18 protein-coding genes and 3 pseudogenes are annotated in these 24420 nt (G+C 51.0%); 12 read left to right on the forward strand and 9 right to left on the reverse strand.

Features of this window, described 5'->3' with window-relative positions:
* Positions 1–492: 492 nt before the first annotated feature.
* A pseudogene (locus tag AAC855_RS19085) lies at positions 493–951 on the reverse strand (site-specific integrase); the annotation flags it as partial.
* A 35-nt stretch (positions 952–986) separates the two neighbouring features.
* Here AAC855_RS19085 and AAC855_RS19090 point away from each other — a divergent pair.
* Together AAC855_RS19090 and AAC855_RS19095 are read left to right on the forward strand one after the other, a co-directional pair.
* Positions 987–1322, forward strand: coding sequence for a helix-turn-helix transcriptional regulator (locus AAC855_RS19090; RefSeq protein ID WP_340611661.1), 336 nt, complete (start codon positions 987–989; stop codon positions 1320–1322).
* Positions 1323–1420: 98 nt separating this feature from the next.
* On the forward strand, positions 1421–1663 hold the full coding sequence (locus AAC855_RS19095) for a SymE family type I addiction module toxin (protein WP_340611662.1): 243 nt from the start codon (positions 1421–1423) through the stop codon (positions 1661–1663).
* A 44-nt stretch (positions 1664–1707) separates the two neighbouring features.
* On the opposite strand, the gene AAC855_RS19100 is transcribed toward AAC855_RS19095, so the two are convergent.
* Positions 1708–2022 carry a hypothetical protein gene (locus tag AAC855_RS19100; RefSeq protein ID WP_021324629.1) on the reverse strand — a complete coding sequence of 105 codons (315 nt, stop codon included), beginning with the start codon at positions 2020–2022 and terminating at the stop codon, positions 1708–1710.
* Positions 2019–13889, reverse strand: a complete 11871-nt coding sequence (locus tag AAC855_RS19105; protein WP_340611664.1) for a hemagglutinin repeat-containing protein — start codon at positions 13887–13889, stop codon at positions 2019–2021. The genes AAC855_RS19100 and AAC855_RS19105 overlap by 4 nt, the downstream gene beginning before the upstream one ends.
* Before the next feature lie 33 nt (positions 13890–13922).
* Between AAC855_RS19105 and AAC855_RS19110 the strand changes: the two genes are divergently transcribed.
* The gene (locus tag AAC855_RS19110) at positions 13923–14090 is read left to right on the forward strand and encodes a hypothetical protein (RefSeq protein ID WP_340611665.1); all 168 of its coding nucleotides are present in this window, start codon (positions 13923–13925) and stop codon (positions 14088–14090) included.
* On the opposite strand, the gene AAC855_RS19115 is transcribed toward AAC855_RS19110, so the two are convergent.
* Complete coding sequence (locus AAC855_RS19115) at positions 14087–15796, reverse strand: ShlB/FhaC/HecB family hemolysin secretion/activation protein (RefSeq protein WP_422824411.1); 1710 nt, start codon at positions 15794–15796, stop codon at positions 14087–14089. The genes AAC855_RS19110 and AAC855_RS19115 overlap by 4 nt on opposite strands.
* A 782-nt stretch (positions 15797–16578) precedes the next feature.
* Here AAC855_RS19115 and AAC855_RS19120 point away from each other — a divergent pair.
* From AAC855_RS19120 to AAC855_RS19135, 4 genes are all read left to right on the forward strand, one after another.
* A complete protein-coding gene (locus tag AAC855_RS19120; protein ID WP_340611668.1) occupies positions 16579–16980 on the forward strand; it encodes a defense against restriction DarA-related protein in 402 nt (133 codons plus the stop codon).
* Positions 16956–17549 (forward strand): hypothetical protein, encoded by a 594-nt coding sequence (locus AAC855_RS19125; RefSeq protein WP_340611669.1) that lies wholly within the window; start codon positions 16956–16958, stop codon positions 17547–17549. The genes AAC855_RS19120 and AAC855_RS19125 overlap by 25 nt, the downstream gene beginning before the upstream one ends.
* A gap of 1 nt (position 17550) precedes the next feature.
* Complete coding sequence (locus AAC855_RS19130) at positions 17551–17868, forward strand: hypothetical protein (RefSeq protein WP_340611671.1); 318 nt, start codon at positions 17551–17553, stop codon at positions 17866–17868.
* Between the two features lie 126 nt (positions 17869–17994).
* Entirely contained in the window at positions 17995–18123 is a 129-nt protein-coding gene (locus tag AAC855_RS19135; RefSeq protein ID WP_340611672.1) for a hypothetical protein, read from the forward strand.
* 14 nt (positions 18124–18137) lie between these two features.
* Here the strand turns inward: AAC855_RS19135 and AAC855_RS19140 are convergent, their stop codons facing one another.
* Positions 18138–18623 (reverse strand): IS630 family transposase, encoded by a 486-nt coding sequence (locus AAC855_RS19140; RefSeq protein WP_340611687.1) that lies wholly within the window; start codon positions 18621–18623, stop codon positions 18138–18140.
* Positions 18624–18645: 22 nt separating this feature from the next.
* On the reverse strand, positions 18646–18969 hold the full coding sequence (locus tag AAC855_RS19145; protein WP_340611674.1) for an IS630 transposase-related protein: 324 nt from the start codon (positions 18967–18969) through the stop codon (positions 18646–18648).
* A gap of 89 nt (positions 18970–19058) precedes the next feature.
* Between AAC855_RS19145 and AAC855_RS19150 the strand changes: the two genes are divergently transcribed.
* The 4 genes and pseudogenes from AAC855_RS19150 to AAC855_RS19165 all read left to right on the forward strand — a co-directional run bounded on the left by AAC855_RS19150 (position 19059) and on the right by AAC855_RS19165 (position 21982).
* Positions 19059–19424 (forward strand): hypothetical protein, encoded by a 366-nt coding sequence (locus tag AAC855_RS19150; protein WP_340611675.1) that lies wholly within the window; start codon positions 19059–19061, stop codon positions 19422–19424.
* A gap of 2 nt (positions 19425–19426) precedes the next feature.
* Positions 19427–20731: pseudogene (locus AAC855_RS19155) on the forward strand (DUF2800 domain-containing protein).
* A 20-nt stretch (positions 20732–20751) separates the two neighbouring features.
* Positions 20752–21303 carry a DUF2815 family protein gene (locus AAC855_RS19160; RefSeq protein ID WP_340611676.1) on the forward strand — a complete coding sequence of 184 codons (552 nt, stop codon included), beginning with the start codon at positions 20752–20754 and terminating at the stop codon, positions 21301–21303.
* 52 nt (positions 21304–21355) lie between these two features.
* Complete coding sequence (locus tag AAC855_RS19165) at positions 21356–21982, forward strand: Nmad5 family putative nucleotide modification protein (RefSeq protein ID WP_340611678.1); 627 nt, start codon at positions 21356–21358, stop codon at positions 21980–21982.
* 46 nt (positions 21983–22028) lie between these two features.
* Here AAC855_RS19165 and AAC855_RS19170 read toward each other — a convergent pair whose 3' ends face one another.
* Positions 22029–22799 carry a hypothetical protein gene (locus tag AAC855_RS19170; protein WP_340611680.1) on the reverse strand — a complete coding sequence of 257 codons (771 nt, stop codon included), beginning with the start codon at positions 22797–22799 and terminating at the stop codon, positions 22029–22031.
* A gap of 30 nt (positions 22800–22829) precedes the next feature.
* On the opposite strand from AAC855_RS19170, the pseudogene AAC855_RS19175 reads away from it, so the two are divergent.
* A pseudogene (locus tag AAC855_RS19175) lies at positions 22830–23744 on the forward strand (3'-5' exonuclease family protein); the annotation flags it as partial.
* Position 23745: 1 nt separating this feature from the next.
* On the opposite strand, the gene AAC855_RS19180 reads toward AAC855_RS19175, so the two are convergent.
* Both AAC855_RS19180 and AAC855_RS19185 read right to left on the reverse strand, forming a co-directional pair.
* Entirely contained in the window at positions 23746–23880 is a 135-nt protein-coding gene (locus tag AAC855_RS19180) for a hypothetical protein (protein ID WP_340611682.1), read from the reverse strand.
* A gap of 16 nt (positions 23881–23896) precedes the next feature.
* Positions 23897–24420, reverse strand: a 524-nt coding sequence (locus AAC855_RS19185) for a transposase (protein WP_340611683.1), incomplete at its 5' end; no start/stop codon positions are given.

Below are 24420 nucleotides of genomic sequence, written 5' to 3' on the forward strand. Positions count from 1 at the left end.
GTATATCCAGACAATTGTGTTGCAGGGAGATTGTAGCATTGTATTCAACTGCAATTCTGCGACAACACAACCTATGATATACACATACGGGAGAAATCGAAGGCAGCTTAATGCCTGAACACTTAGTAATTCTTTGCTTGAAACGCTCCAGAGGTTTGCAGGCTTGATGCTCCCTGTTATATTTTATTTAATCTATTATTTTTTATGATAATAATGGAAAACTATATCAACTTTAACCCTATCTCACCCAATAAAAATCAGGAGGTTTATCACAGTACCTAATCATTGGGAGAATGACCGTCCATCACATCCTACAGCCTAAGCGCTTCCTCTGAGCCCATTACTTACTTCAGACACGGACAGCCGTATTGAATGATGATTTGAAAACCCAATTTGAGCATTGGTATCCGGGCATAAAATTAGGTGACGAAGCGGAGCATTCTTGGGCAGAAAAGATGGCTGCATAAATGCCCCCCGGTTTTTTTATGGTCTCCGCCGCATACCCGTTGACCAGAGCAGTTCCATTAAGGTCTGGTCACGCACGCCCTGCAAGGTGTCAAGATCCGGCTGTGCCAGTATCAGGTTCTGTCTCGCCAGCCATTTAAACCAGACCTGTAACGGCTGCAACTGGGTACGTTGTGTCCGGGTACTCAGCCGTTCGCCATTCGTTTTGCGGTACAAGAACAGGTGCCGCTGATAGCGCTCCAGTATCGGAAGCGTAATGTCGCTGGCGTAGTACAGACCGCGCTCCGTTGCCCACAGGATAAAGTGGTAGGTATGGTGGGTCTGTACTTTCAGCGTGGTATCTGACCAGTTCCGCGCCCGCCGCCAAGCCACGAAGCGCAGCAGCAGGGCATACAGGCTCTTCGGGTCATGTACCGGACCGACGGGCTTGCGGTACACCTCATCCACGGTCAGCAGGCTGCCCTTGCGCGGTTTACGGTTCGCCATGATCCACCTCCATCAGTAGTGAAGAACAGGTATTTATGATGACGTTAAGTCAGCGGATTTCTGCCCTGCGTAAACACGCCGGACTCACACAAGCGCAACTGGCTCAGGCACTGAACGTTTCTCAGCAAGCGGTTCAGTCATGGGAAGCAGGCAGAAGACGGATCCAGATCTCTGTTCTGCCTGAGATAGCAAAGTTACTTTCTGTTTCACTGGAAGAGTTGTTCGGCGAAGAGAGCGACACGATCCCCCGTAAACGGGGACCCGCCTCACGGCTTGAGCAACAGATACAGATTATCAGCCAGTTGCCCCGCGCTAAGCAGAAACTGGTGTCGGAGATGCTGGAGGCGGTGATTGCACAGACGCAACAGTAAAAGACAGGTCACTAAGGGAAAGGTTTTTTTAACGCGGATGGAGCAGGCGGCAACCTGCCACAACCGCTAACCACAACCCACTATCAGAGGTAGTTACCATGGCTAACCGCGATTGTAATGCAGATTTAAAAATTTCAAAAGCCCGGCGCAACTATAAGGTGGGGTATACCAGTACCCGGCACGAAGACCGAACCACCGGTATGACCCGCTATTACAGCCAGCATCCCAGTTTGTACTTAAAAGGGAACTGGCTGCAAGAAGCGGGCTTTGCGACCGGGCAGCCAGTGCAGGTCAGTGTTGAGCACGGACAGTTGATTATCCGGCTTGTTGAGAACGGCTGACGGTTAAAAGCAGGAAGCTCCCGGCCACTGACCGGGACGCCTAATTAACAAAAATCCTGTTCTATATTACCTTCCGCTTTTAGGATTGCCAAAAAGCGTTGATAAGCAGTTTCATCTAATTCAAGAAGATCATCCAATAACCTCTCTTTAATCAAAGCCCAATGGTAAATACCCGGATTATTATTTTGAAAATATACCAGTTCACCATTTAATGTAGGATCGATTACTGTTACTTGCGAAAGATCATAAGCAGATAATCCGCCATAATTTCTTGGCATTCCTAAACATAAGGATTTTTCATTTATCCAATAAATAGCAAATACATCAATGACTTCACCATCTGATTCTTTTATTTTCATTTAACATTATCCTTTATTGAATCTATTACCTTTTTAGGATCCTGTTGGATTCTCTGAGGGGTAATAATTTTCATGTCATAGGCTTTACCAGTATTTGAGTTGTACTGGTAATGTATAGTTATCGTTTGTCCATCAGGGAGCTTATGTTTTGCTTCCATTTTTTGGAAACCTGCTGCCATAGGAAAACGCGGATCATTATTTAATCCTGGTAGATCTTTTCCTTGCAGGGGATTAGATTGCACCTGTTTCCAGAAAGTTTGCTCATTCAAATCCCTTGGTGCTGCAACTTGTTGCCCCGGTTTCGCGGTAGATATCTTTTCAGCATTTTTGATAACCTGTTGATGATAAACAGTATTAGCCGATTTATCACCCAGATTCGTTGTGCCTTGACTGTTTTTCCCAATCTTTTCCAGCGCCGCTTTCTCTGTATTAACAACCGCGCCTGTGCTTCCTTTTGTTGTTGGAGATGATTTCGGCCCTTTGCTGCCCTCAACAATAACAGGCAGCATCATCGCCATAGCAGCGGCAGTCTCTTGATTCATGCCCATTGCTTCAAAGCGTTTTGTCCAACCGAGTTCGCCTACCTTGCCTGTAGCCGCCTGACCTAACGTATTCACCGCCGACAGGTAATTTCTGAACTCAACCGGCAATGTGCCGTCCCGGTCCATATTTTTGAGGGTACGCTCAAACACCGGCCACTGATCAACCAGATAACCATACTTCTGCGCACACTGGTTCGGATTGCTGTTACAGAAGTCCATCATTTCCTGCTGATTACGGATATTAGTATCAACCATATCCTTGATCACTTGTTTGCAGCTTTCGCCTTCACAGGTGCGGGCTTTATGCGCAAAACTGTCCAGCTCATTCACGCTCAGATAGTTATTCTCAATCGCATTTTTCGCGCTCTGCGCCCCTTCCACCCCGCCGGCAGTAGAATCCGTTGTTAATCCGGCCGCAATGCCTCCGGCCAATGTAGACAGGTTACTGATTTTTTCTTTCTCATCCGGGGTGAGTTCACTGGATGCTTTACCGGGATACAGGGCCTGTGCTATAGCCGAGGCAGCCAGTTCGCCACCAACCGCGCCCGTGGCACCCGCAATCGTGGAACCGCCTTTCATTTCGGCAATCACACCGCCCAATATCGCGTGGGCCAACAAGTTAGTGGCTTGATTGCCGTCAGTCGCCGCTTTCACGGCATTGGCCAGAGACGGCGCGGCACCCGCGGCAATAGCGGCTTGGATATCTCCCCCTGCCAGTCCCTGAAGCGCCGATACCACGGCAGTGACTGCCTGACGGCGGTTGCCGCCAAGGTCGGCCCCCTGAGCCTTAATCGCCGCATGGTAAGCAAGCTGGTAGGCCCGGTCAGCCAAGGCGTCCGGCGTGACCTTCACGTTTTCTTGGTCAAGCTGGGCTTTGGCTTTCTCTTTCCAGTATTGCTGTCTTTGCGGTTGATTAAAGTCGTCCGTCGCTTTTTTCGTGGCGGCAATCGCTTCCTGCGTAGTGTAAATATCCAGCACCTGTGTACCGATATCGGCTATCGTCTGTGCCTGTGCCAGCCGTTGCTGCTCTTGCTCTTTGTCGAAAATCGGATTAAGGCTATTAGCCGCATTCGCCGTATCACGGCTGAGCTGGCTCACCGCCTGTTTCTGCTGACCGCTATCCCGGATAGTAATCGTTCCTTCACTCACCGCCGCCTGGGTTGTGGACGTTTTGCTGTCCTGATCCCCCGTACCGGAAAGCGTGTTCGAGGCCATATTGGAGACCAGTTGACTGCCCACAGCACCGCCCGTGCTGATCCCGGCACTCTGCTGTTCAGTTTGGTATGCCGCTTTATTCTGGATATCGCTAAAACCAAGCGTACCGGTATTCAGTCGGTTTTTGTCTTTGTCTGCTCGACTGGCAATGACGGCGCCGTCCAGTTGGGTATGCTTGCCAACGTTGAGATCAAACCCGCCTTTCCCGGCAAAAATGCCGGTCTGTTCGTTGACGGACTGGTACTGGCTGTCCATTTTTTCCCGGCTGGTATGGGCTGAGAATGTTCCGCCCGGCACACCGTAGGTCACGCTGGCGCCGATACTGGCATTTTGTTGTTTGCTGCCGTAGTTGTCGGTGTCCTGCTCACTTTGCAGGTGCAGGTTACCCCCTATATTGGCGGTCACTTTCTCACCGTGCACCTGTGCCCCTTTCAGCCCGGCATCCTGTCCGGCATTCAGGGTCACCTGACCGCCTGCGGTGATCTGGGTTTCCGTATGGGTCAGCTTATCCCCGCTTTCATGACCTTTGCCGGCATTCCCGCCTGCGGAGAATTTCAGACCGGTTCCGCCCTGTCCCACGGTCAGCCCGACACCGATATTGCCTCCTTTACTGCGGTTCTGGCCCCGGAGTGTCTCGGTATTGTGGCCTGACGTCAGGGTCATATCCCGTTTTGCACTTAGGCTGATATCCCTGCCGGCGTTCAGTTCACTACCCTGGATCTGAACATCCCCACTGCTGTCGGGTTTTTCTTTCTCGCCGGTGGCGGTGATACGGATATCCTGCCCGGCATTCAGGGCGCTGCCCTGCGAGATCGTTTGTTCACGACGGGTGTCTGATTTCGATGACTGACTTCCAACACCCAGCTGGACACCCACGACATCCGTGGGTTTTGCCGTCTGACCACCGGCCTGATTGATGGCCTCCGCTTTCGCCGCTTGCACTTCACTCAACTGCACGGCCAGCGCTGCCTGCGCGGCGGACAAGGCTGCCTGCGTCTTTTTCAACGCCTGCATCCGGCTGTTCTGGCTTTTCTTCGCTTCATGCGCAGTCTGAACGGCGGTATTCAGGGCACTGCCTACCGTCCCGCCCAGTGACACCGTCAGGCCACGTTGTTCCTGCTCGGTTTTGCTGATGTCAGTATGCGTATTTTTTGCGGCCGTGATGGCAACATCTTTCCCTCGCAAGGTCAGATCTTTTCCGGCCACCACCTCACTGCCGTGTACCCTCGCCTGCTTTTTCGCCATGAGTGTCACATGGCCTTCACTGCTGCCAATGGTACTCCCTTTATGCCGGGTATTTTCGCTATCGGTGGACTGCTTCAGTGCTTTGCTGCCAAGCGTAAAGCCGATGCCTCCGGTGCCCATCAGCCCGGATTTTTTCTCAGTCTGGCGGAAACTTTCACGGTTGCGCTCCTGGGCCGTGGTGACGCTCAGGTCACGGCCTGCTTCCACACTGACCGCCTGCGTCCCCACCACATTACTGCCCCGGATTGTCGCATCCCGTCCGGCCTGTACGCTGACCGTCTCCCCACTCAGGGTGCTGCTCTGTGCCTGCTGACGATCATACTGGTGTCGGGTCGTTGTGGTGCTGGAAGACACAAGGCTATTGCTGCCTTTCACTTTCAGGTATTCATCATGTTTCTGCTGCTGCGCCCCGGCCAGCAGGTGAACATCCCGTCCGGCGTGGGCGTACAGACGGTCACCCGCGTTCACTTCTGCTGCTTTCGCCGTGATATCCCGCCCGGCGACCAATGCAATCTGCCCGGCGCTGTTAATCGCCGTGCCCACCTCCTGTGAGGCATGGCGGGTAATGCGATTGTCGGCACTGAAGACGGCCTGTTCATCCCTCGCGATCTTCTTCGTCCCCAGCATCAGATCCCGCCCGGCTTCCAGCCAGATGTCGCTGTTTTTATGTTGTGTGGCCAGTTGCGCCGCCGTGAGGTTCAGGTCATTACCGGCTTTCAGGCGCAATTTACCGTCCTGACCTTCGACGTAAATCCCCGCGACATCGTTAATGTAGGTTGAGCGGTGACGGACACCGCCTGACGGGTTATCGTGAGTGCGCACCGTGCTGCCAATATCAATATTCCGGTTAGCCTGAATAGTGAGGTCATTGGCTTTGATTGAACCACCACGCTGTACCATATCAGTCCGGGCCTGTAAGGCGACGTTATCCCCTTGCCAGTGACCGCCCTGAGTACGGATTGTGTCAGCCAGGACGTTAATGTCCTGCCCGGCCACGCGCCCCTGATTCAGGAAATCCCCCGTCAGTTGCAGATTGACCTTGCTGCCGCTGAGGAGTGCCCCGTTTCCGTCCAGTTGGTGTCCCTGCGTGCGCACATAGATCTGCGGCGCCAGCACAGTTTGTCGGCTACCGTCCGGCAATTCAACCGTGGTGTTCACCAGCCAGACCATATCTTCTGTCAGCCGGGCCATTTGTTCCGCACTGAGGGAGACTCCGGGAGTCAGGTTAAAGGCTTGCTGGGCACGTATCCCCGCATTCATTAACGCTTTAAACTGGTCTTCATCACTCTGATAGCCGCCCAAATAACGCTGGCCTGTTAGATTTATAATCTGGTCCCGGATCAGACGCTGCTCATAAAAACCATCGCCCAGACGCTTATGCATATTATTGTGATCCCAGCGTAGCTGGTTTTGCATATAGTCGGTCCCCAGCCAGCGTTTATGCTGGGTAAAGTCGGGATCCGTTTCAATCAATACATGAGTATCCGGCACTGGCGGTGGATTCAGACCACGGCGGTCTGAGGGCATAGACAGTTTCAGTTCAGGCGTGTTGCCTTTTGAGGGCAGATCCAGATTCAGTGTGGCCGGATGGGCGCCTGGGGACAGAGTCAGCTCTGTCAGCTCACCTTGTGGTGACGGATTCAGTCTCAATTCAGTGGGCTGATATTTGGGGGATAAATTCAGCCTGAACAGACTATTGTTGGGCAAACGGTAATTGGGCACCTCGGTTTTGACCACGAACGGCTGCTCGCCGGCTGCCACCGGCTGTTGACTGATGACGTCCAGCCGTTGTCCCTGCCGGGGGGCGGTTTCCGGCCTTTTCAGTGTTTCCCCGCTAAACGTGCTGTCAATCTGGCGGTCATTGACTGAAGTCATCTGGGCCGCGATGCCCTGATAGTGTTCAATCCGTGGCCGATTGCGCGAAACGTGTCCCTGTCCCGACTGCGTGGTACTGGTTTCCAGTTTAATGTTAAGAACTTGTGAGTCGTTATAAGGTGTTGATCTGTAACCCTGTCTGTCACGTCCCCTTTTCTTGATACGCCAAAATGACTCCAGCTGTCCTTCATCCGTGATATACCGTTTACCCTGTGTTTCAGCGTTATTGATACGGCCACCGGAGGCGGTCAGCACGCCTCCGGCAATAATCTGGCTGTGCCGGTTATTCACCCTGCCTCGTGCCCCGGTCTGGAGCGTTAAGTTTTTACCGGCCAGAATTTTTGCCGGATCAGAGGTGATAACCCGCGTTTCTTGTACCGTCCGGGTAAAATCGTACCGCTGGAACCGGTCGTTATCGGTGGTGCAACGCTGGTCATCCACACACAAATGCTTCACTTCATCGTTTTTCAAATACGTCTTGTGCGCTTTGGTGTCATACCGTGTGCCCCGCATCTGATATATCTGTTCCGGTGCTTGTGAAATTTGTCGCAGGCCTGTTCTCAGATTGTCATTGACATTGTTGATTGCCGTCATCGCCAGCTGCATATTCCCGGTGGATTCAATACTGGCACTGTGATTATTGATCACACTTCCGTACCCCGTCGCTCGCTGCTGGTCGTTCAGTTGTCCCCCCACCGCCAAATCTCCGTCACTGAAAATCAGGCTGTGGGTTCGGTTGTTCAGCACGTTGGTGCCAATATCTAACCGCTGACGCGCTGCGATGACGGCCGCGCGTCCGTTTACCCCGGCCAGATTGCTCACGCGGTCCGCTTCAATGGCCACATGATCGCCGTAAATACGCCCCGTGCCCTGATTGGTGAGCGTGTTGGCTTTCAGATGCGTTTTCACGCCATCCAGCAAACCGGTATTGTTCAGCGTGCCTTTAACTGTCCATTGGTGATCATTGGCGAGCAGACGCCCCATCGATTCATTGGTTAACGTGGCGGCCTGCCCTTGCAGGGTATCAGCGCTGATCAGACTGCGGTTGGTGAGTGTGCCTTGGTTGCTCAGGTACAAACGGCCATTGGCGAGGATTTCACCAGTATGGATAAAATTTTTCTGCACAGCCAGCGTGATATCTCCCAGTGAATGCAACTTACCATCCCCGGTCGCGGACTGCCCAATAACGGACAGGCTCTGCCCCGTCTTGATTTCCCCATTCGTGTTGGTCAGGGCCAGCTTTTCGCCCTGCACCTTTAAGTGTTGATTGGCCTGAATATAGCCTTGTGTATTATCCAGCCCGAGGCTCAGGGCCAGTTCCGCATTCCGACGGATCAATAGTTGCCCCTGTCGGTTATCCAGTTTATCTGCCTTAATATCAATATGTTGACCTTCAATCCCCGCGTCTGACTGACGGGTACGGGTGTTGTGCACCGCTTTCGCGTGCAGGCGTATATTTCCGCCGCTGTGTATCCGCCCGGCGGTATTATCAATCTGCTGTTCGACCTGCACTGTTAAGTCATTCAGCGCCAGCAACTGGCCCTGTTGATTCAGCACTCTTTCTGCCTTCACGTTCAGTGTCTGCTCACTGAGGATCTGACCGCCGTGCTGATTATCCAACTGGCGGCCAGACAGCCGGACACCGGATTTTCCGTGTAGGGTGCCCCCGCGATTGGCGATATCTCCGCTGGTCACCGTCAGCGTATGCTGGCTGTCCAGCACGCCGCTCGTATTCTGCAGCTGCTGGCCTTGCGTATCAACGGACAGCGCCTGTCCCGCCTGTATCTTCCCCTGCTGATTATTCAGCGCCAGACTGCTAAGGCTCAGGGTTTGTTGGGCGTTCAGCTCACCTTTTGCGTTATTGACCCGCCCGGCATTTACCGTCAGATTGTCCGCCGACACCACCACGCCTTCCACGTTATCCAGCTTGCCGGTTTCCAGTGTCATGGCTTGTTTACTGGTGATGCCATGCCGATCCCCACTCTGCCGGTTAATCAAAGACGGGGTTTTCAGGGCCAGTTTACCGCCACTTTGCAGCAGCCCCTGGGTGTTGTTCAGTTCAGCCAGACTGAGTACAGTGTCTTTTCCGCCCAGTATTTGTCCTTGCTGATTGCTGACGTTTTCACCGGTGACGGTCAGGCTACCCTGACTGCCAATATGACCGGACTGGTTTTGAATATGGCCGGTTTTCAGGTGCAGTTTCCCTCCGCTGAATATCCCGGCCTGTTGCCCACTGTCCCGGTTATCCAGTGACGCCCCGTGCGTATCAATCCACAGATCCTGCCCACTTTGTATCCGACCATACCGGTTCAGCAGCTCGCCGCTGCGCAGGAACAGGTTTTGTTCTGCCGCGATCACCCCACGCTGGTTATTGAACGACTGCTGCACCGTCTCAATATCTACCGTGCCGGCTTCAATCTGCCCGTTTTCATTATTAATGGCGCGGGTATTCAGGCGCAGTTGTTGTTGTCCGGCAATGCGGCCGGACTGATTGTTCAGTTGTCCGGTATGCAAAACCACCTCGCCGGATGACGCGGTCAGGTGCCCCTGCTGATTATTTATCTCTGAGGCCGACACCTGAAGTGCGTTGGCCCCTAGTAACTGCCCGGCCTGATTATTCAGTGTATTCACCACCGCCACCTTCAGCCGACCGTGCCCGGTAGCCGCAATTTTGCCGGGTGGGTGATTGACCGCCGGCTTTTTCAGCCGGGTTTTAAGCGGATTTTTATCGTCATTGTTCAGCTGATGCTCGGTCAGGGTATTGTTGTGCAGGCTGGCCGCGTTGACGGTGATATCACCGTTACCCGTAATATTACCGCTGCCGTTATCCAGCGCCCCTTTCACCTGAAGCAACAAAGGTCCGTTGCCATGCTGAATCATGTTCCCCAGGCGATGATCCAGTGACTGAATATCGGCCATCATCTGCCGGGCCGATATTCGGCTGTTCACCAAATGGTAGTCTCCGCCGAGTAGGTGTAACTGATTCCCCGCGAGCAGGCGGCTTTCTTGCCCCTGAAACAGCGGGGTTTCAATGGACAATGTGCCGGAACCGTGATGACTCAGGGTGCCGTTGTCACTCACAATGGTGTCTGCCTGCATGATCAAATCCTGTCCGCCGGACACGATCTCTCCCGCATTGTTTTCAATCCCGGCCTGATGATCCAGTTTCAGCGATTGGGGGCCGGTTTGGCTAATTCGGCCCTGATTGTTCTTAAGTTTTTTGCTGTGAAGAACCAGTGTTTCAGCACTCAGGTTCCCGCGCTCGTTATCAATGAGTTCAGGCGCCGTCAACGTGAGATTTTTACGGGCCTGTACATTCGCTGCCTGTAAATTCAGTTGCGTTTCGGACGTCAGTTGCAGGTCTTTCGACGCGGTCAGGCTGCCGGCAAGGGACAGGGAGGTTGCCATCACGGACAGGTTATCATAGGCCAGATGACGGCCATTCAGCTGAGCACGGTCACGGGCGGTCAACGTCAGATTACCGGGCTGGGTCAGTTGTCCGTGCTTGTCAACGCCCGCAGCCAACAGGCTATCGGACAAATTGTGTAATGTGGTACTTTGGCTGTTAAGATGGCGACCCGCCAGTATGTCACCCTGATTCTCCACCCGATCACGGGTGTTGATCGACAGATCCCGATGGGCTTTCATTTCGCCCTGGTTGGTCAGGTTACCCTGATTATGGAGCGTGAAATCGTTTGATACCGCCACCTTTCCCCTGTTAGTGACGTGTCCGTCACTGTTTATCATTAAATCGTTGGCCTGCACCGTGCCCTGATTGCTCACCTCGCCCTGATTGTCCAGCGTCATCACGTCGGTGGCGGTCATCACCCCGGCATTGGTGATCTGGTGCTGACTCTTCAGGGTCAGGTTACCGTTTTTTCCCACGCCGGCAGCCAGTTCCCCGTTCTTCTGATTGGCAAACGCCGCACTTTCAATACCAAGGTGACGGCCAGCCAATAGTCTCCCCTGATTTTCCACCGCTTCACGCGCCTGAATAGTCATGTCCTGACGGGTGCTCATCTCCCCCTGATTGGTCAGGCTGCCCTGATTGCGGATCGTTAACGCATTGGCCTGCACTATGCCCTGATTGGTTACCTTGCCCTGATTGGTCAGATTCATGGTTTCAGCAATCACCATTTCACCCACGTTGGTGACATCGTCACCGCTGTTTACCGTCAACGTGTTCGCCCGCACCGTCCCTTGGTTCACCACTTTGCCCTGATTGTCCAGCGTCATGGCCTCCGTGGCGGCCATCACCCCGGCATTGGTGATTTGCTGCTTGCTCTGCACGGTCAAGTTACCGGGCTGGGTCAGCTGCCCGTTTTTGCCCACGCCAGCGGCCAGTTTTCCGTTTTTCTGATTGGCAACCGCCGCACTGTCGATACCAAGATGGCGGCCTGCCAGCAGGCTGCCCTGATTTTCCACCGCCTCACGCGTCTGGAGAGTCATATCCTGACGGGTGCTCATCTTTCCCTGATTGGTCAGGCTGCCCTGATTGCGGATCGTTAAGGCGTTGGCTTGTACCGTTCCCTGATTAGCCACCTTACCCTGATTTTTCAGGCTCATGGTTTCAGCAATCACCACTTCACCCGAGTTGGTGAAATCGTCATCACTGTTTATCGTCAAGGACTTCGCCTGCATTTTGCTCTGATTCACCACCTTGCCCTGATTGGTCAGGGTCATGGTGTCGGTGGCGGCCATCACTCCGGCATTGGTGATCTGCTGTTTGCTCTGCACGGTCAGATTACCGGGCTGGGTCAGCTGCCCGTTTTTGCCCACGCCAGCGGCCAGTTTCCCGGTTTTCTGATTGGCAACCGCTGCACTGTCGATACCAAGATGGCGGCCTGCCAGCAGGCTGCCCTGATTTTCCACCGCCTCACGCGTCTGGAGAGTCATATCCTGACGGGTGCTCATCTCCCCCTGATTGGTCAGGCTGCCCTGATTGCGGATCATTAAGGCGTTGGCTTGTACCGTTCCCTGATTAGCCACCTTACCCTGATTGGTCAGGCTCATGGTTTCAGCAATCACCACTTCACCCGAGTTGGTGAAATCGTCATCACTGTTTATCGTCAAGGACTTCGCCTGCATTTTGCTCTGATTCACCACCTTGCCCTGATTGGTCAGGGTCATGGTGTCGGTGGCGGCCATCACTCCGGCATTGGTGATCTGCTGTTTGCTCTGCACGGTCAGGTTACCCGGCTGGGTCAGCTGCCCGTTTTGACCCACGCCAGCGGCCAGTTTCCCGGTTTTCTGATTGGCAACCGCCGCACTGTCGATACCAAGATGGCGGCCTGCCAGCAGGCTGCCCTGATTTTCCACCGCCTCACGCGTCTGGAGAGTCATGTCCTGACGGGTGCTCATCTTCCCCTGATTGGTCAGACGGCCCTGATTGCGGATCGTTAACGCATTGGCCTGCACCGTTCCCTGATTAGCCACCTTCCCCTGATTGGTCAGGGTCATCGTTTCAGCGATCACCATCTCCCCTGCGTTAGTGACATCATCATCGCTGTTTATCGTCAAGGCTTTTGCCTGCACCTTGCCCTGATTCACCACCTTGCCCTGATTGGTCAGGGTCATGGCGTCGGCGGCGGCCATCACCCCGGCATTGGTGATCTGCTGCTTGCTTTGCACGGTCAGGTTACCGGGCTGGGTCAGCTGCCCGTTTTTGCCCACGCCAGCGGCCAGTTTCCCGGATTTCTGATTGGCAACCGCCGCACTGTCGATACCAAGATGACGACCAGCCAGCAGGCTGCCCTGATTTTCCATCCGGTCACGGGTGCTGATCGTGATGTTCTGATGGGCGGCAATCTCCCCCTGATTGGTCAGATTGCCCTGATGATGGAGTTTGAGATCGTTTGACGCCTTCATCACGCCCCGGTTGGTAAGGTGCCCCTCATTACGGATCGCTAATTCCCTTGCTTCCACCGTCCCCTGATTGCTCACATCCCCTTTATTCTGAAGGGTGATATCCCTGGAGGCCGTCATGATACCGCTGTTAGTCAGTGATCCGTTGCTGTTCAGTACCAAATCCCCGGCCTGTGCGCCCAGATGCCCGGCATTGCGCACTCCTACCCCCTGCTCAGTGCCGACCAACTTGATTTTATTGGCATACATGCCACCAATTGCCGCCACATCCAGACTGAATTCAGGTTTATCCTGACGACTGCTGGCACGGGTCTGCACCACATTACCCTGTGCATCCACCCGGTTCTGACCGGTGGTGACGGTCAAATCCCGGGCATGTAATTTCGCATTAATTTTCACGGCCCGGGCAATCAGGCGGGTATGATCGCTCTGGGTATCATTCAGTCCTTTTCCTTCCACGGCAATCTGACCATTTTTCACCTCAAATCCTTTCAGACGGCCATTTTCCAGCACCGTCTGCCCGGCGGCCAGCGTAGTCTGGTTGGCATTGATAAAGCCGCAGCCTTTACAGGTAATCCCAGCCGGGTTGGCAATCACCACATCGGCCCGTTTGCCCGCCACCTCAATGAAGCCATTCAGTTGACTGGGATCTCGGCTATTGACTTCATTGAGGATAATTTTAGCTTCCCCTTTTGCCAGCCACGGGTTACCCGTAATGTGCCCGGCCAGCTCCGTTTTGGTGTTGACCGCACTGTTATTCAGGATGGCGCCTTTCTGTTCCACATCAAATTGGCGGTACTGGTTGCGAGAAACCCCATCAGAATTCGGTGTCTGAATATTAACCTGTGTCACCCCGTTAGCCGTGGGTATCACCGTGGGTTGTTCATGACCCGGAGCAGTGCGGTCGGCCGCAATGTTGGCCCAAACGGGCTGGCTCACGAGTCCCAGTGCCAGTGAAATACTCAGGATAAACGGCATCAGTGAAACCCGCCGAGATGCATACACGGAAGAGGCGGTCGGTTCGCCCCGTGCCTGTCCGGCTGCATGACTGCTTGCCAGTTCAGAAACCACCATCAACATTTGGCGGGTCTTGCTGAAAATCACGCGATAACAGAGTTTATTCATCGTGCGAACCTCATTTCAGTAGTGTCACCGGGGATGGAAAACCGCCAAGAGTGCGGCCAGCGCACGGCTAACTTCAGCCCCTTTGCGTTCGGTTATAGGTTGATTTCGCACAGTACCGGGGATACCCGAGGGCACTGTGAGCAAAAATATCCGCTGAACGTAGATATCATCAACGCCAATCAAGTCAGTATTGGCTTTTAGTACTGCCAGTTCAGATTGAAAGCGACATATGCCGGATCGGTTTTGAAGCCGTCCGGCTTTGAAAACGGTGTGCCAACGGACAGGTCATAGGCCAGATTCGCGGGCCGGATCGGGCCTTTCAGGCCCATCACGCCCCCGGCCAGTGTGCGCCCGATAATCGATTCTGCTCCACGCCTCCCCACTCGTCCGTAATCCGCTCCCAGATAAAGCTGCTGCTCGGGTAACGGGGTGTGCCATGACAGCGTATTGCGCAGTGTCCAACCCGCGTCAGCACTCAGTGAGCGTTCGCCGTCAAATCCGCGCACGGTCCAGCGGTTGCCGATACTGAACAAGTCCTGCGGTGTCAATGGCGTATTGCTCCACTGTCGCTGGTATTCGATGAGATGCTGGAGTTTTTGCTCCGATAAGCTGAACGGCGTATTCAGTGAGGCCGAAAGCTGGATAATTTCGGATTTTGCCGTGGCATAGTTCGGGGTCGATTTATCGCGGGATTCTTCCGGTGCTGATAGTGCCCCAAACCAACGGGTGCCTTTTTGATAACCGGTTCCGACATCCAGCACCGCATCGCCAAAGTAATGGCGATGATTTAATCCCAACCGCCAATGGCTGGTACGGCGTTTTTGCCCCTCAATTTCCGTCTGATTGATGAAGTTGCGCGTCTGACGCAGATTGACACCGTAGGTTAATGTTGTTTTCGAACGGGCGTTGCGGTGCAACACTCGGCTTAACTGGGCATTGAGATTACTGCTGCGGCCAAGGTACTTAGTCTCCTTGTTATCGAGGTGCGGCACCGTTTGCGCATAACTGTATTGACTGCCGGTCAGCCCAAACCGCCAGTAACCAAACGGCACTGAGTAATGGGCGGTGTAATTGTCTGAATGTTTGCTGCGAGTAAAAGATAAATCCTTGGTCGCTGCCACATACAGCAGATCACTCAGCGAGGTTGGGTTATCCAGCGCAATCATCAGTCCGCCCTGATTACGCCCGGTCGTTTTAGTGCCGCTGTTGTCTAACCATGCCCCCATGTGCCAATAACGGGATTGCTGTCGTTGGATCACAATATCACTCTCACCCGGCTGTTCACCCGGCACCAGCTCCATTGCTGCCTGAACATTTTGCACCGACTGGAGGTTTTCCATCGTTTGCTCAATGGCGCGTAAGTCGAGTAACTCGCCCTCACGGGCTGGCATAGCGGTGGTCAGTGACGCGTACTGATCTGCATCGTCCGCATAACGGATATGGCGGATTTTCCCCAGCACCACATTCAATTTAAGTTCACCCTGACTGAGATCCTGCTCCGGAACCAATATCCGCGTTGTCACCCAACCGTGTGAAATCAGTCGGTTCTGCATATTGCTCATCAACAGCCCAATCCCTTTTGTCCCTAAGCACCGCCCGACAGCCTGATCGGCCAGACGCTGCAACGGCACCCAGTGCGGTAACGCTTCCCGCCCCGATAACGTCACCTGACGAATATCAAAACAGGGTGACTCTTTCGGAAAAACCAGCAGGGAAAAAGTGCCCGGAGGAACAGCGTCATCGGACAGGTTGACCCGGGGAGGCCGGGCTTCTAATCGTTGCTCCTGCGCCTGTTGTTGCTGTTGTTGATGAATTAAGGATTGGTCATCTGCGTATACGGGCAGTACGGTGAGTACACAGTATCCGGCCAGCCCTGTCGTGATTTTGCTGGAAGATCTCTTTGTCATCATTTTAATTTTTCTCAAATAAATAAAAATGTGTGTGTTTTTATCTTTAAGTCATGATGAGAAAAACAAGTGAAGGATAATTATGCATCCATTTGATGGATTTTCAATCAAATGGCAATGACTAGGAGAAAGTTTATTTTCAGAATTAAAAGCTGAAATTAAGTTTAATTTTGTTTTGTTTTTTTATAAAAATCCATATTTAATGTTATTTTTGGGTTTTAATATTTAATTAAAGAAAGAAGAGGATATTGATTAATAAATATTAAGAATATTCTTACTGAATTATTTTAATCAAAAAAAAAGAAATAATACTTATTATAAGTTTCCGTTTAGAAAGTTAATTGGAAATATTGATAATGACATGAAACTTACCTCAATTTTCAATCATGTTATTAAGTATGATGAGATTAAGTGTTTTTTCATTATTATGAGTTTACCACTATCTCACAATGCCAATTTATAGCTATATACACTAGATTATTCATAGCAAAGATTAATGTGATCAACCCCGCTTGTTGTACTTTCAAAAAAATCAATCACAATGGACGTTCACATTCTTCAACGTTATCTTTGCCAACCCTGCATTCATTCCTTATATGACTGAGTCATGCCAGAATTGACAAAATATTCTTTAATTACCCCATAAAACCCCGGCCCTGAAGTATCACCTCATCCGAAAAGTTCAAGAAACAATCTGTAGCTAGCAGGAAATAAAATATGTTATAAACATTAAAGTTTAAATATCGGAATTAGGTCAGGAATGCGTCGCCAGTGATACCGCCATGTTCGAGAGTATTACCACCACCCGAATGCGTTTATCCCAAACCATGCGCGCGTTTATCCGCAAACTGAATCAGGGCTTGTCAGGCACCGGTATTACGGCGGGAACCAACGATAACGGCGATACCGAGGGCGGAATGCCGTCAATTGGCGGGGCTGAAATTGGCCGCGTCCGTCGCGTCGGCACGATCCCGGTGATGGCGGCGAAAATCCCCCTGTCAGACGGCCAAAGTGTTTCAATCATTTTCCACAGCCCCACCAGCGGTAACGGACGCATTCAGAATGAGGATATGCTCACCGCATTTCGTTTTTTGCTGAACAAACGGGATGTTTCTCACGTCGTTACACCGATGAACGGGCGGGATATTTCACTGCGCAAGTGTGCCAGTCCCTGTCAAACCTGATCGAACGCAATTCCGCTAAGTTTCAGCGACAGGTCGCCAATGCTGCCAAGGTAAAAGCGGATATTGATGCAGAATTAGCGCGTGCTGAGGCACTGGAACAGCAAAAAGTGACCCTGATTGAAAAAGGGGATCAGTTACAGCTGGGCACCGAAACAAAAAACGCTGAACTTGCCAAACTCCAGACCCGTTTGAATCGACAGATTGAGATCAACGACACCTTACGTCGTCAGCTGGCCCAATTGAAAAGCCAAGCGGCGCAGAAACAGACACCCACAGAGACTGATTCGACCGGCACCCCTGCCCATAAGACGGACAAGACGGCAAACGAAACCCGCGCAGTAGACAAAGCCGCGTCCGAGGCGATCACGTTCCTGAAATCCCTCCTGCACCTTGAGAGTAATAATATTCAAGAGCTGGCAACAATCCGGACACAAACCCGCGCCGCTATTGCTGCCCTGAATGCCGCCACGGTTTACGAAGAAAATTTAGGACTGGTCACTGATGCGGTGAACCACCTGTCAGGGCTACTGGCGGCGATAGCCAAATCCGCAATGGCAGGGGGGCAGTAAAATGAATTTATCCCCGCTTGATATTTTGGATCTTCAGGATGAAATCACCGCTATCATGGCGAAGTTAGGCTATGGCGTATCTCCCGTGCCTGCGACACCCGCAGATGAGACATCCCCCGATCCGGCACAGACCGCCCCAGAGATCCCCCGGATTGTGACGGACTATCTGTCCGGTCAGTTCGTGAAACAAAATACCGATGAATTTATTGCCACCCTTGAACAGCTTGAACCCTACGTGACGACTTTCATCACCATGCTGCAAGTGTGCGACGGGGCAAATAGCTGGTGGGAAAAAACCGGCAAGCAGTTAGCGGCCTGATAACACCATGAGAGAGAGCCACCCACACCAGACCATTCGGGGAAGGAATGTCTAATACACAAACAACGTCTACGGTTCAGCTGCCTAGCGCAGGGGGGGGCAACTGCCAAGCCAGCCTATGGCCGCGTGTCTTACGTGAAAACCATCAAGGGGGATGAGATTAAAACCACGTTTACTATCGTAGAAGCCGCAGACCTCATCCTCTCCAATCATCTGGATGGCCGGATCAACGCAGCGTACCCACAGGCACTATAGCTGAATCAAAATAATTAGACATATTTCACGTGTTCCATAAACAGCTCGTCAATTGAACACCTCTCTCGCCGTCTTATCGCTTTGACTTGAGCCCATTTCGGTTCGATAGGATTCAAATCCGGGCTGTAAGGAGGTAACCATTCCAACAGGTAACCGTGGTCTGCTATCGCTTTTATCGTGTCATGCCATTTATGGAAGGAGGCATTGTCCATGACAATCACGGCGCCGCTGGGGAGCTTGGGCAGCAAATCTTGTGTCATCCAGGCGTGAAAGACATCCGCATTAATACTTCCCGAAAATAAGCTTAAGGTCACGAAGGTCTTTTTGAGGATCGCACCAATGACATTGATGCGGCCTTTGGCCTGCCAATCGTGTGTCCCGAAGCAGCGCCGCCCTTTCGCCGAATAGCCGTGTGTACGGGGCATAGACTGGGCAAAACCACTTTCATCCAGATAAACAATCGGTTTCCCCGCTTGCTCATAGTGGCCGATGCGTTCGATAAAAGCCTGACGCGCCTGAGCGTCAGCGTTGGGGTGTCTTAGCGTTTTTTTTGACCGTTATTTTCAGCCGTTTCAAGGCGTAGTGGATAGCAGACTGCGCAACACCCAGGCGTTTTGCTCTTTCCCATTGATAATCATCGGGATAATTTTGGACATCGGTGAGAAGCGCTTCATCACTGATTTTCGTGGGCGGCTTATTCCGTGTCACACAGGGTTCTATTTTGTGATGCCACCGAAATAAGGTTCGCATAGAAATATCAAAATGGTGACTCGTTTGTTCGAATGTCAACGAATACTTTTCTTTGTATGCCAATACTCGCTTTCGAAAATCCAGACTGTAGCCCATCGCACTTTATCCTTTGTTATGTAAATCCAGATATTATGTCATATTAATATGATTCTTCTATAGACGCCTTAGACTGCGCACTACAGGGCTTGCAGGAACTAAAAGCACTCACCAAAACCCGTATTTTAGACCTGTGTCTGGAAATGGTGGAAAATTGGGGCGATATCCCCGGTATCACTGAACGTCGTGAATTCGCTCTGGCATTGTTGGATGAAGGTAAGCCCATTACCGATACCGCAGACTCTGAGCCAGAGCCAGAGCCAGAGCCAGAGGTTGATTATGCAGCACAATTCACTCAAGCAGAAGAACATATTTTGAGGCTAGCTAAAGGTGGATACCGTAACGAAGCAGTCGCGATCTTGAGGAAATTCGGCGGGGCTATAAAACTGGGCCAAGTGCCTAAAGAAAACCTTGCCGAGGTAATTCAACTGGCTCAAGCAGCATGGGAGGGCTAAACATGCCGGAGGTACATGCAAAGCTCTCACCCTCATCCGCGCACCGATGGCTACACTGCCACGGTAGTCTGGCGATGGAAGCCGGTATGCCGGATAGCCGCTCCCCGTTCGCGCTTGAGGGAACAGCGGCACATACCCTTGCTGAACTGGTGCTGAATAACCGCCAGAACCCGAAAACGCTGGCTGGAAGACCTTTCACGATGGGACAAGATACGACCGAGTATATTGGTCAGCATGTCTTGCTCAAGCCCGATACGCCGAAAGTCGATGAAGAGATGGCCGAAGCCGTCGGGCAATACGTTAGCACCGTCTGGAATCTGGCTCAGGAAGGCCATGAGTTAATGATTGAACAGCGTGTCGATTTTTCTGCTGTGATTGGCGTCGAAAAGTCGTTCGGCACCGCCGACGCTATCATCGTTAATGGCCCTGAACTGCAAATCCACGACCTGAAGTACGGTAAAGGTGTGCGGGTTTATGCCGAAGAGAACGAGCAGTTAATGCTGTATGCACTGGGCGCACTCGATCAGTTCGACATGCTGTACGATTTTGAGACCGTGCGTCTGTTCATCCACCAGCCACGGCTGAACCATGTTTCAGAATGGTCGGTCAGTGTTGATGACTTACGGCAATTTGGCGAACGGGCCAAAGAAGCCGCAGCATTAGTCATTGTCACCTTTAATATTGCCCAGTGTGAAGGCGTGGAAACCTTACCCGCCGACTCATTCACTCCAGGCGAAAAACAGTGCCGGTTCTGTAAGGCCAAAGCCACATGCAACGCATCCGCTAATCATGTAAGAAACATAGTCTTAGATGACTTTGACGACCTGACTCAGCCGTTAGCGCCTCAGTTACAGGCTGCGGTTGAAAAAGTGACCACCTACGACCACCAGACACTGGCCGATAAATATATGCAGGTCGATTATATCGAAAACTAGTGTAAGGCTGTGAGAGCACAAGTCAGTACGGAGCTGAATGCAGGCCACACTATCCCCGGCTTTAAACTGGTTGAAGGTAAGTTAGGTAACCGTTCTTGGGGCATGGAGTCTGAGGCGGAAGCGATGCTGAAATCGTTTAAGCTTAAGCAAGATCAGATGTACACCAAGAAGCTGATAACCCCACCACAAGCGGAAAAGGTACTTAAGAAAGAGTATCCGAAAAGGTGGGCCAAACTGGAGGCACTCATCACCCGGCCTGACGGTAAACCGACTGTCGTACCGGAATCAGATCCCCGTCCAGCACTGGGCATCAACCCGATAAACGATTTTGACGACGTATCTGACGATGCGCTCGTTTCTGATCTCATCTAATCAATAAAAAAGGCAAAAACATGAAAGTTAAATTATCTAACGTGCGTCTGGCATTCCCTGAATTATTTGAAGCAACCCAAGTGAACGGGCAAGGCGATTATAAATACCGTTCGGCGTTCCTGATTGATAAATCACGTAAAGACCTTATCGCTGAAATTGAAGCCGCGATTTTAAAAGTCGCTACCGAGAAATGGGGTGCAAAAGCGGAGGGTATTATCAAAAGTATCCGTGGCAATAACATGCGCTTTAATTTCCGTGATGGTGACGATAAGTCTGATTACGATGGTTATGCAGGCTGTATGTATATTTCCGCCAGCAATAAAGCCCGCCCACTGGTGGTTGACCGTGACCGTACACCACTTACGGCTCAGGATGGTCGCCCGTATTCCGGCTGTTATGTCAACGCCACTATCAATATCTTCGCCTATGACAATAACGGCAAAGGTATCTCGGCTTCTCTGGGCGGGGTTCAGTTCTTACGGGATGGTGACGCATTCACTGGTGGCGGAGTTGCCAGCATTGAAGAGTTCGACGACCTGAGCGAAGGCGCAGAGGCAGAAGAGTTAATTTAATTAGATTAATTGCCCCGTTAATGATGCGGGGCTTTTCTTAGGATAAAAAACCATGATACAAAAAACATTAACTAAAGATATAAAAAATGAAATTGTTAACAATGCGCTGACAAAAGCCGGTATTTTCGAAAAAGAAGAACAACTTTATAAAGACCGTGCAGACTGGACTGAAAAAGTCAGAATAGAAGCCATCGGCGGTGAAAATATGGAACAGGGCATACAAGATATTATGTCCGAAATGAAAAAACTGGCTGACAAAATACCAGAAGCATTGCGAACAGGTTTAAATAATATTCGAGAGTCATATTACATTCAAATCAATTTAGCAGGTAGTCGTGTTACTGCGTATTTTAATGGCGACCGAAAACGATACACCGGAAGAAGTTATGTGTATAAAATAACGCCTGACGATACCACGCTATTAGCCGATAATCCGCTGGTTAATGCATTCTATGAATTGGAAAAACGCCAAGACGAATTAGAAAACCAACGGGAAGATATCACTAATAATGTCGAAGCGGCATTATCAAAAGTGCGCACTGTGAAACGTTTATTAGCCGAATGGCCGGAAGCCGCAGAGATATTGCCTAAAGATACGGCGAAAGCTCCTCCAGTTCCCGCCGTTCGCCGTGAGGCACTTAATGAAATGATTGGGTTACCGTCAGAGAGTGTTAGCTGAAAATACATAGCCCCTTAAATACGGAGGGGCTACAATAAGAATAGGGTTATTCAGGTGTATTGATATAACGAAGAATCTCAGCGGAGAGATGGGGGTCTAATTCCATAATATTTTTAAATAAATCTAGTATTTTACCACATGCTAAAGCTGGCTGCTTAGCTAGCTCTTGCGGGTCTTCAGTATAATAATAATCACCATATTTTTCGACTAACTTATTATTGATGATTGAGATTGCACCTTCAATTTGTTCAACAGGTAACCTATCAACTTTATCACGGCGAGCTACTGAATCTGCGATGCTATTCAAATAGTATTTATCGTATGCCATTCCTTTAGTATCATCTTTTAATTTAAACGCATCAATCTCCCCGAGCACTCCAGGATACGTTATATTGAAACACTGAACGCCAGTAGGATCAGTCTTTAATAAAATGTCAAAGACTCTAACCATATGGCTACCATATTTGTTTACCGCTTCATCAGAAGCAGAATTTAATAAACGACCTAGATTGGCATCAAACCATGCGCTAACAAATCCCAAAACTTTCAATATAGATTCATTTTGAATCGCCTTATCCTCTTTATAAGGCATTAATTGTATTTCTTTATACACACTCTCAAATGCTTCTGGATCAATTTTATTCAATGCATCAAACATTGGATATGATTGTAATACTTTTTCCCGTGTTGGGATATTCTTGTCAGTTACATTCCCAGCGAAAATATTTCCTGATATGAAACAATAAAGCAAGAAAACCACAACAATAACAGCAATCACTAATTTTTTAATATCGACAAAATCTTTCAAACGTCCCATGTATTCCTCACCCATTTAAAACTAACGACTATGAATAATACTATTCTCTGGCTCGACCTCGAAACTTACAGTGAGACACCGATTAAAAATGGTACTCATATTTACGCCGAACATGCCGAAATTATGTTATTTGCATGGGCGATAAACAATAACCCTGTTCAGGTATGGGATATTACAAGCCATATTTCCATGCCAGCCGAATTACGTAAAACTTTAATTGACCCGAACGTTATTTTGTTCGCCCATAACAGCCACTTTGACCGGACTGTTTTACGCCATTACATGCCGAAACTGCATCTGGATATTTCCCGTTGGCGTGACACGATGGTACAGGCACTGACACACGGCCTCCCCGGTGCATTAGGCGCATTGTGTGAAGTTCTGGGTATTCCGGCGGATAAAGCAAAAGATAAAGAAGGCAAAGCATTAATCCAATTATTCTGTAAGCCCCGCCCGAAAAACTCCGCACTTCGCCGTGCCACCAGCAAAACGCATCCTGAAGAATGGCGGCGTTTTGTGGCTTACGCGGGGTTGGATATTGAGGCTATGCGCGAAGTACATAAGCGCCTGCCTAAATGGAATTATCAGGGCACTGAATTAGCCCTCTGGCACCGTGACCAACAGATTAATGATCGTGGTGTATGTATGGATATTGAGTTAGCTAAATCTGCCGTTGAAGCCGTCGAGCAGGAACAAAAGCGGCTGGCGAAACGCACACAGAAGCTGACCGATGGCGATGTACAGGCAGCAACTCAGCGTGATGCCATGCTACGGCATATCACCTCAGCCTTTGGTATTGAACTGCCTGATATGCAAAAAAGTACATTGGAGCGACGGATTGCCGATCCCGATATCCCATTGGCTTTGCGAGAACTGCTATCTATCCGGTTACAAGCCAGTACCACCAGCACCAGTAAGTACAAGGCCTTGATGAACGGGATTAGTACTACAGTCGTAACTGTTCCATGATCAGATATTCCTCTCGGCGACGATAATGGCATTGTTGGGCGCGATACTGGTGTCGTCGTCGCCAGTCTGACCAAAATAAAATCTGTTCTCTCGTTTCTCCTGCCTTTTCCATCAGTTTTGACAGCAGCTTACGCAGTTCCGCTACACTCAGGGCTATCAGTCCCGCCGGCGTTTTTTTTCTCCTGTATCCGCAAAACCGCCAGAACCGCATGCGCCAATAATGACAACGTAATATGCCGATACCCGCTGTGCCACTGCCGGACTTCGTAATGATCCAGACCGCATTCCCCTTTTGTTTCCTCAAAACCGCTTTCGATTTCCCAGCGATGTCCGGCCACCTGAATCAATGTCTTAAGATCGGCTTGCTCTTTAAGAGCATAGACAACATAGTAGGCCCGTTCCTGCTTCTCATCCCGGTTACGCCGGATCAGCAGATAATGGCCATAACGCCGTTCCTCTTCACTCAATTGCAAGCGCCAGAGCGGGAGCCGTGCCCAGTCATACCAACGTTCGCCTTTTGTTCCCAGCCCGGCTGACTGTGTTTCCCAGTCGTCAGCGGTCAGACTGGCTGCAATGGTGTCTGCTCGGGTGTAGTGCGGTGTTTGCCACCAGAGGCGCTCATTTTTGGGGATCGCTAAGACAAACGGTTGAT

This window comes from Xenorhabdus bharatensis (assembly GCF_037996705.1).
GTDB classification, from domain to species: domain Bacteria; phylum Pseudomonadota; class Gammaproteobacteria; order Enterobacterales; family Enterobacteriaceae; genus Xenorhabdus; species Xenorhabdus bharatensis.

Bases quoted from the DNA above. Each gene is read 5' to 3' on its own strand.
- AAC855_RS19090 (WP_340611661.1), top strand. From the start codon at position 987: ATGATGACGTTAAGTCAGCGGATTTCTGCCCTGCGTAAACACGCCGGA.
- AAC855_RS19095 (WP_340611662.1), top strand. From the start codon at position 1,421: ATGGCTAACCGCGATTGTAATGCAGATTTAAAAATTTCAAAAGCCCGG.
- AAC855_RS19100 (WP_021324629.1), bottom strand. From the start codon at position 2,022: ATGAAAATAAAAGAATCAGATGGTGAAGTCATTGATGTATTTGCTATT.
- AAC855_RS19105 (WP_340611664.1), bottom strand. From the start codon at position 13,889: ATGAATAAACTCTGTTATCGCGTGATTTTCAGCAAGACCCGCCAAATG.
- AAC855_RS19110 (WP_340611665.1), top strand. From the start codon at position 13,923: ATGGAAAACCGCCAAGAGTGCGGCCAGCGCACGGCTAACTTCAGCCCC.
- AAC855_RS19115 (WP_422824411.1), bottom strand. From the start codon at position 15,796: ATGACAAAGAGATCTTCCAGCAAAATCACGACAGGGCTGGCCGGATAC.
- AAC855_RS19120 (WP_340611668.1), top strand. From the start codon at position 16,579: ATGTTCGAGAGTATTACCACCACCCGAATGCGTTTATCCCAAACCATG.
- AAC855_RS19130 (WP_340611671.1), top strand. From the start codon at position 17,551: ATGAATTTATCCCCGCTTGATATTTTGGATCTTCAGGATGAAATCACC.
- AAC855_RS19145 (WP_340611674.1), bottom strand. From the start codon at position 18,969: ATGGGCTACAGTCTGGATTTTCGAAAGCGAGTATTGGCATACAAAGAA.
- AAC855_RS19160 (WP_340611676.1), top strand. From the start codon at position 20,752: ATGAAAGTTAAATTATCTAACGTGCGTCTGGCATTCCCTGAATTATTT.
- AAC855_RS19165 (WP_340611678.1), top strand. From the start codon at position 21,356: ATGATACAAAAAACATTAACTAAAGATATAAAAAATGAAATTGTTAAC.
- AAC855_RS19170 (WP_340611680.1), bottom strand. From the start codon at position 22,799: ATGGGACGTTTGAAAGATTTTGTCGATATTAAAAAATTAGTGATTGCT.
- AAC855_RS19180 (WP_340611682.1), bottom strand. From the start codon at position 23,880: ATGGAAAAGGCAGGAGAAACGAGAGAACAGATTTTATTTTGGTCAGAC.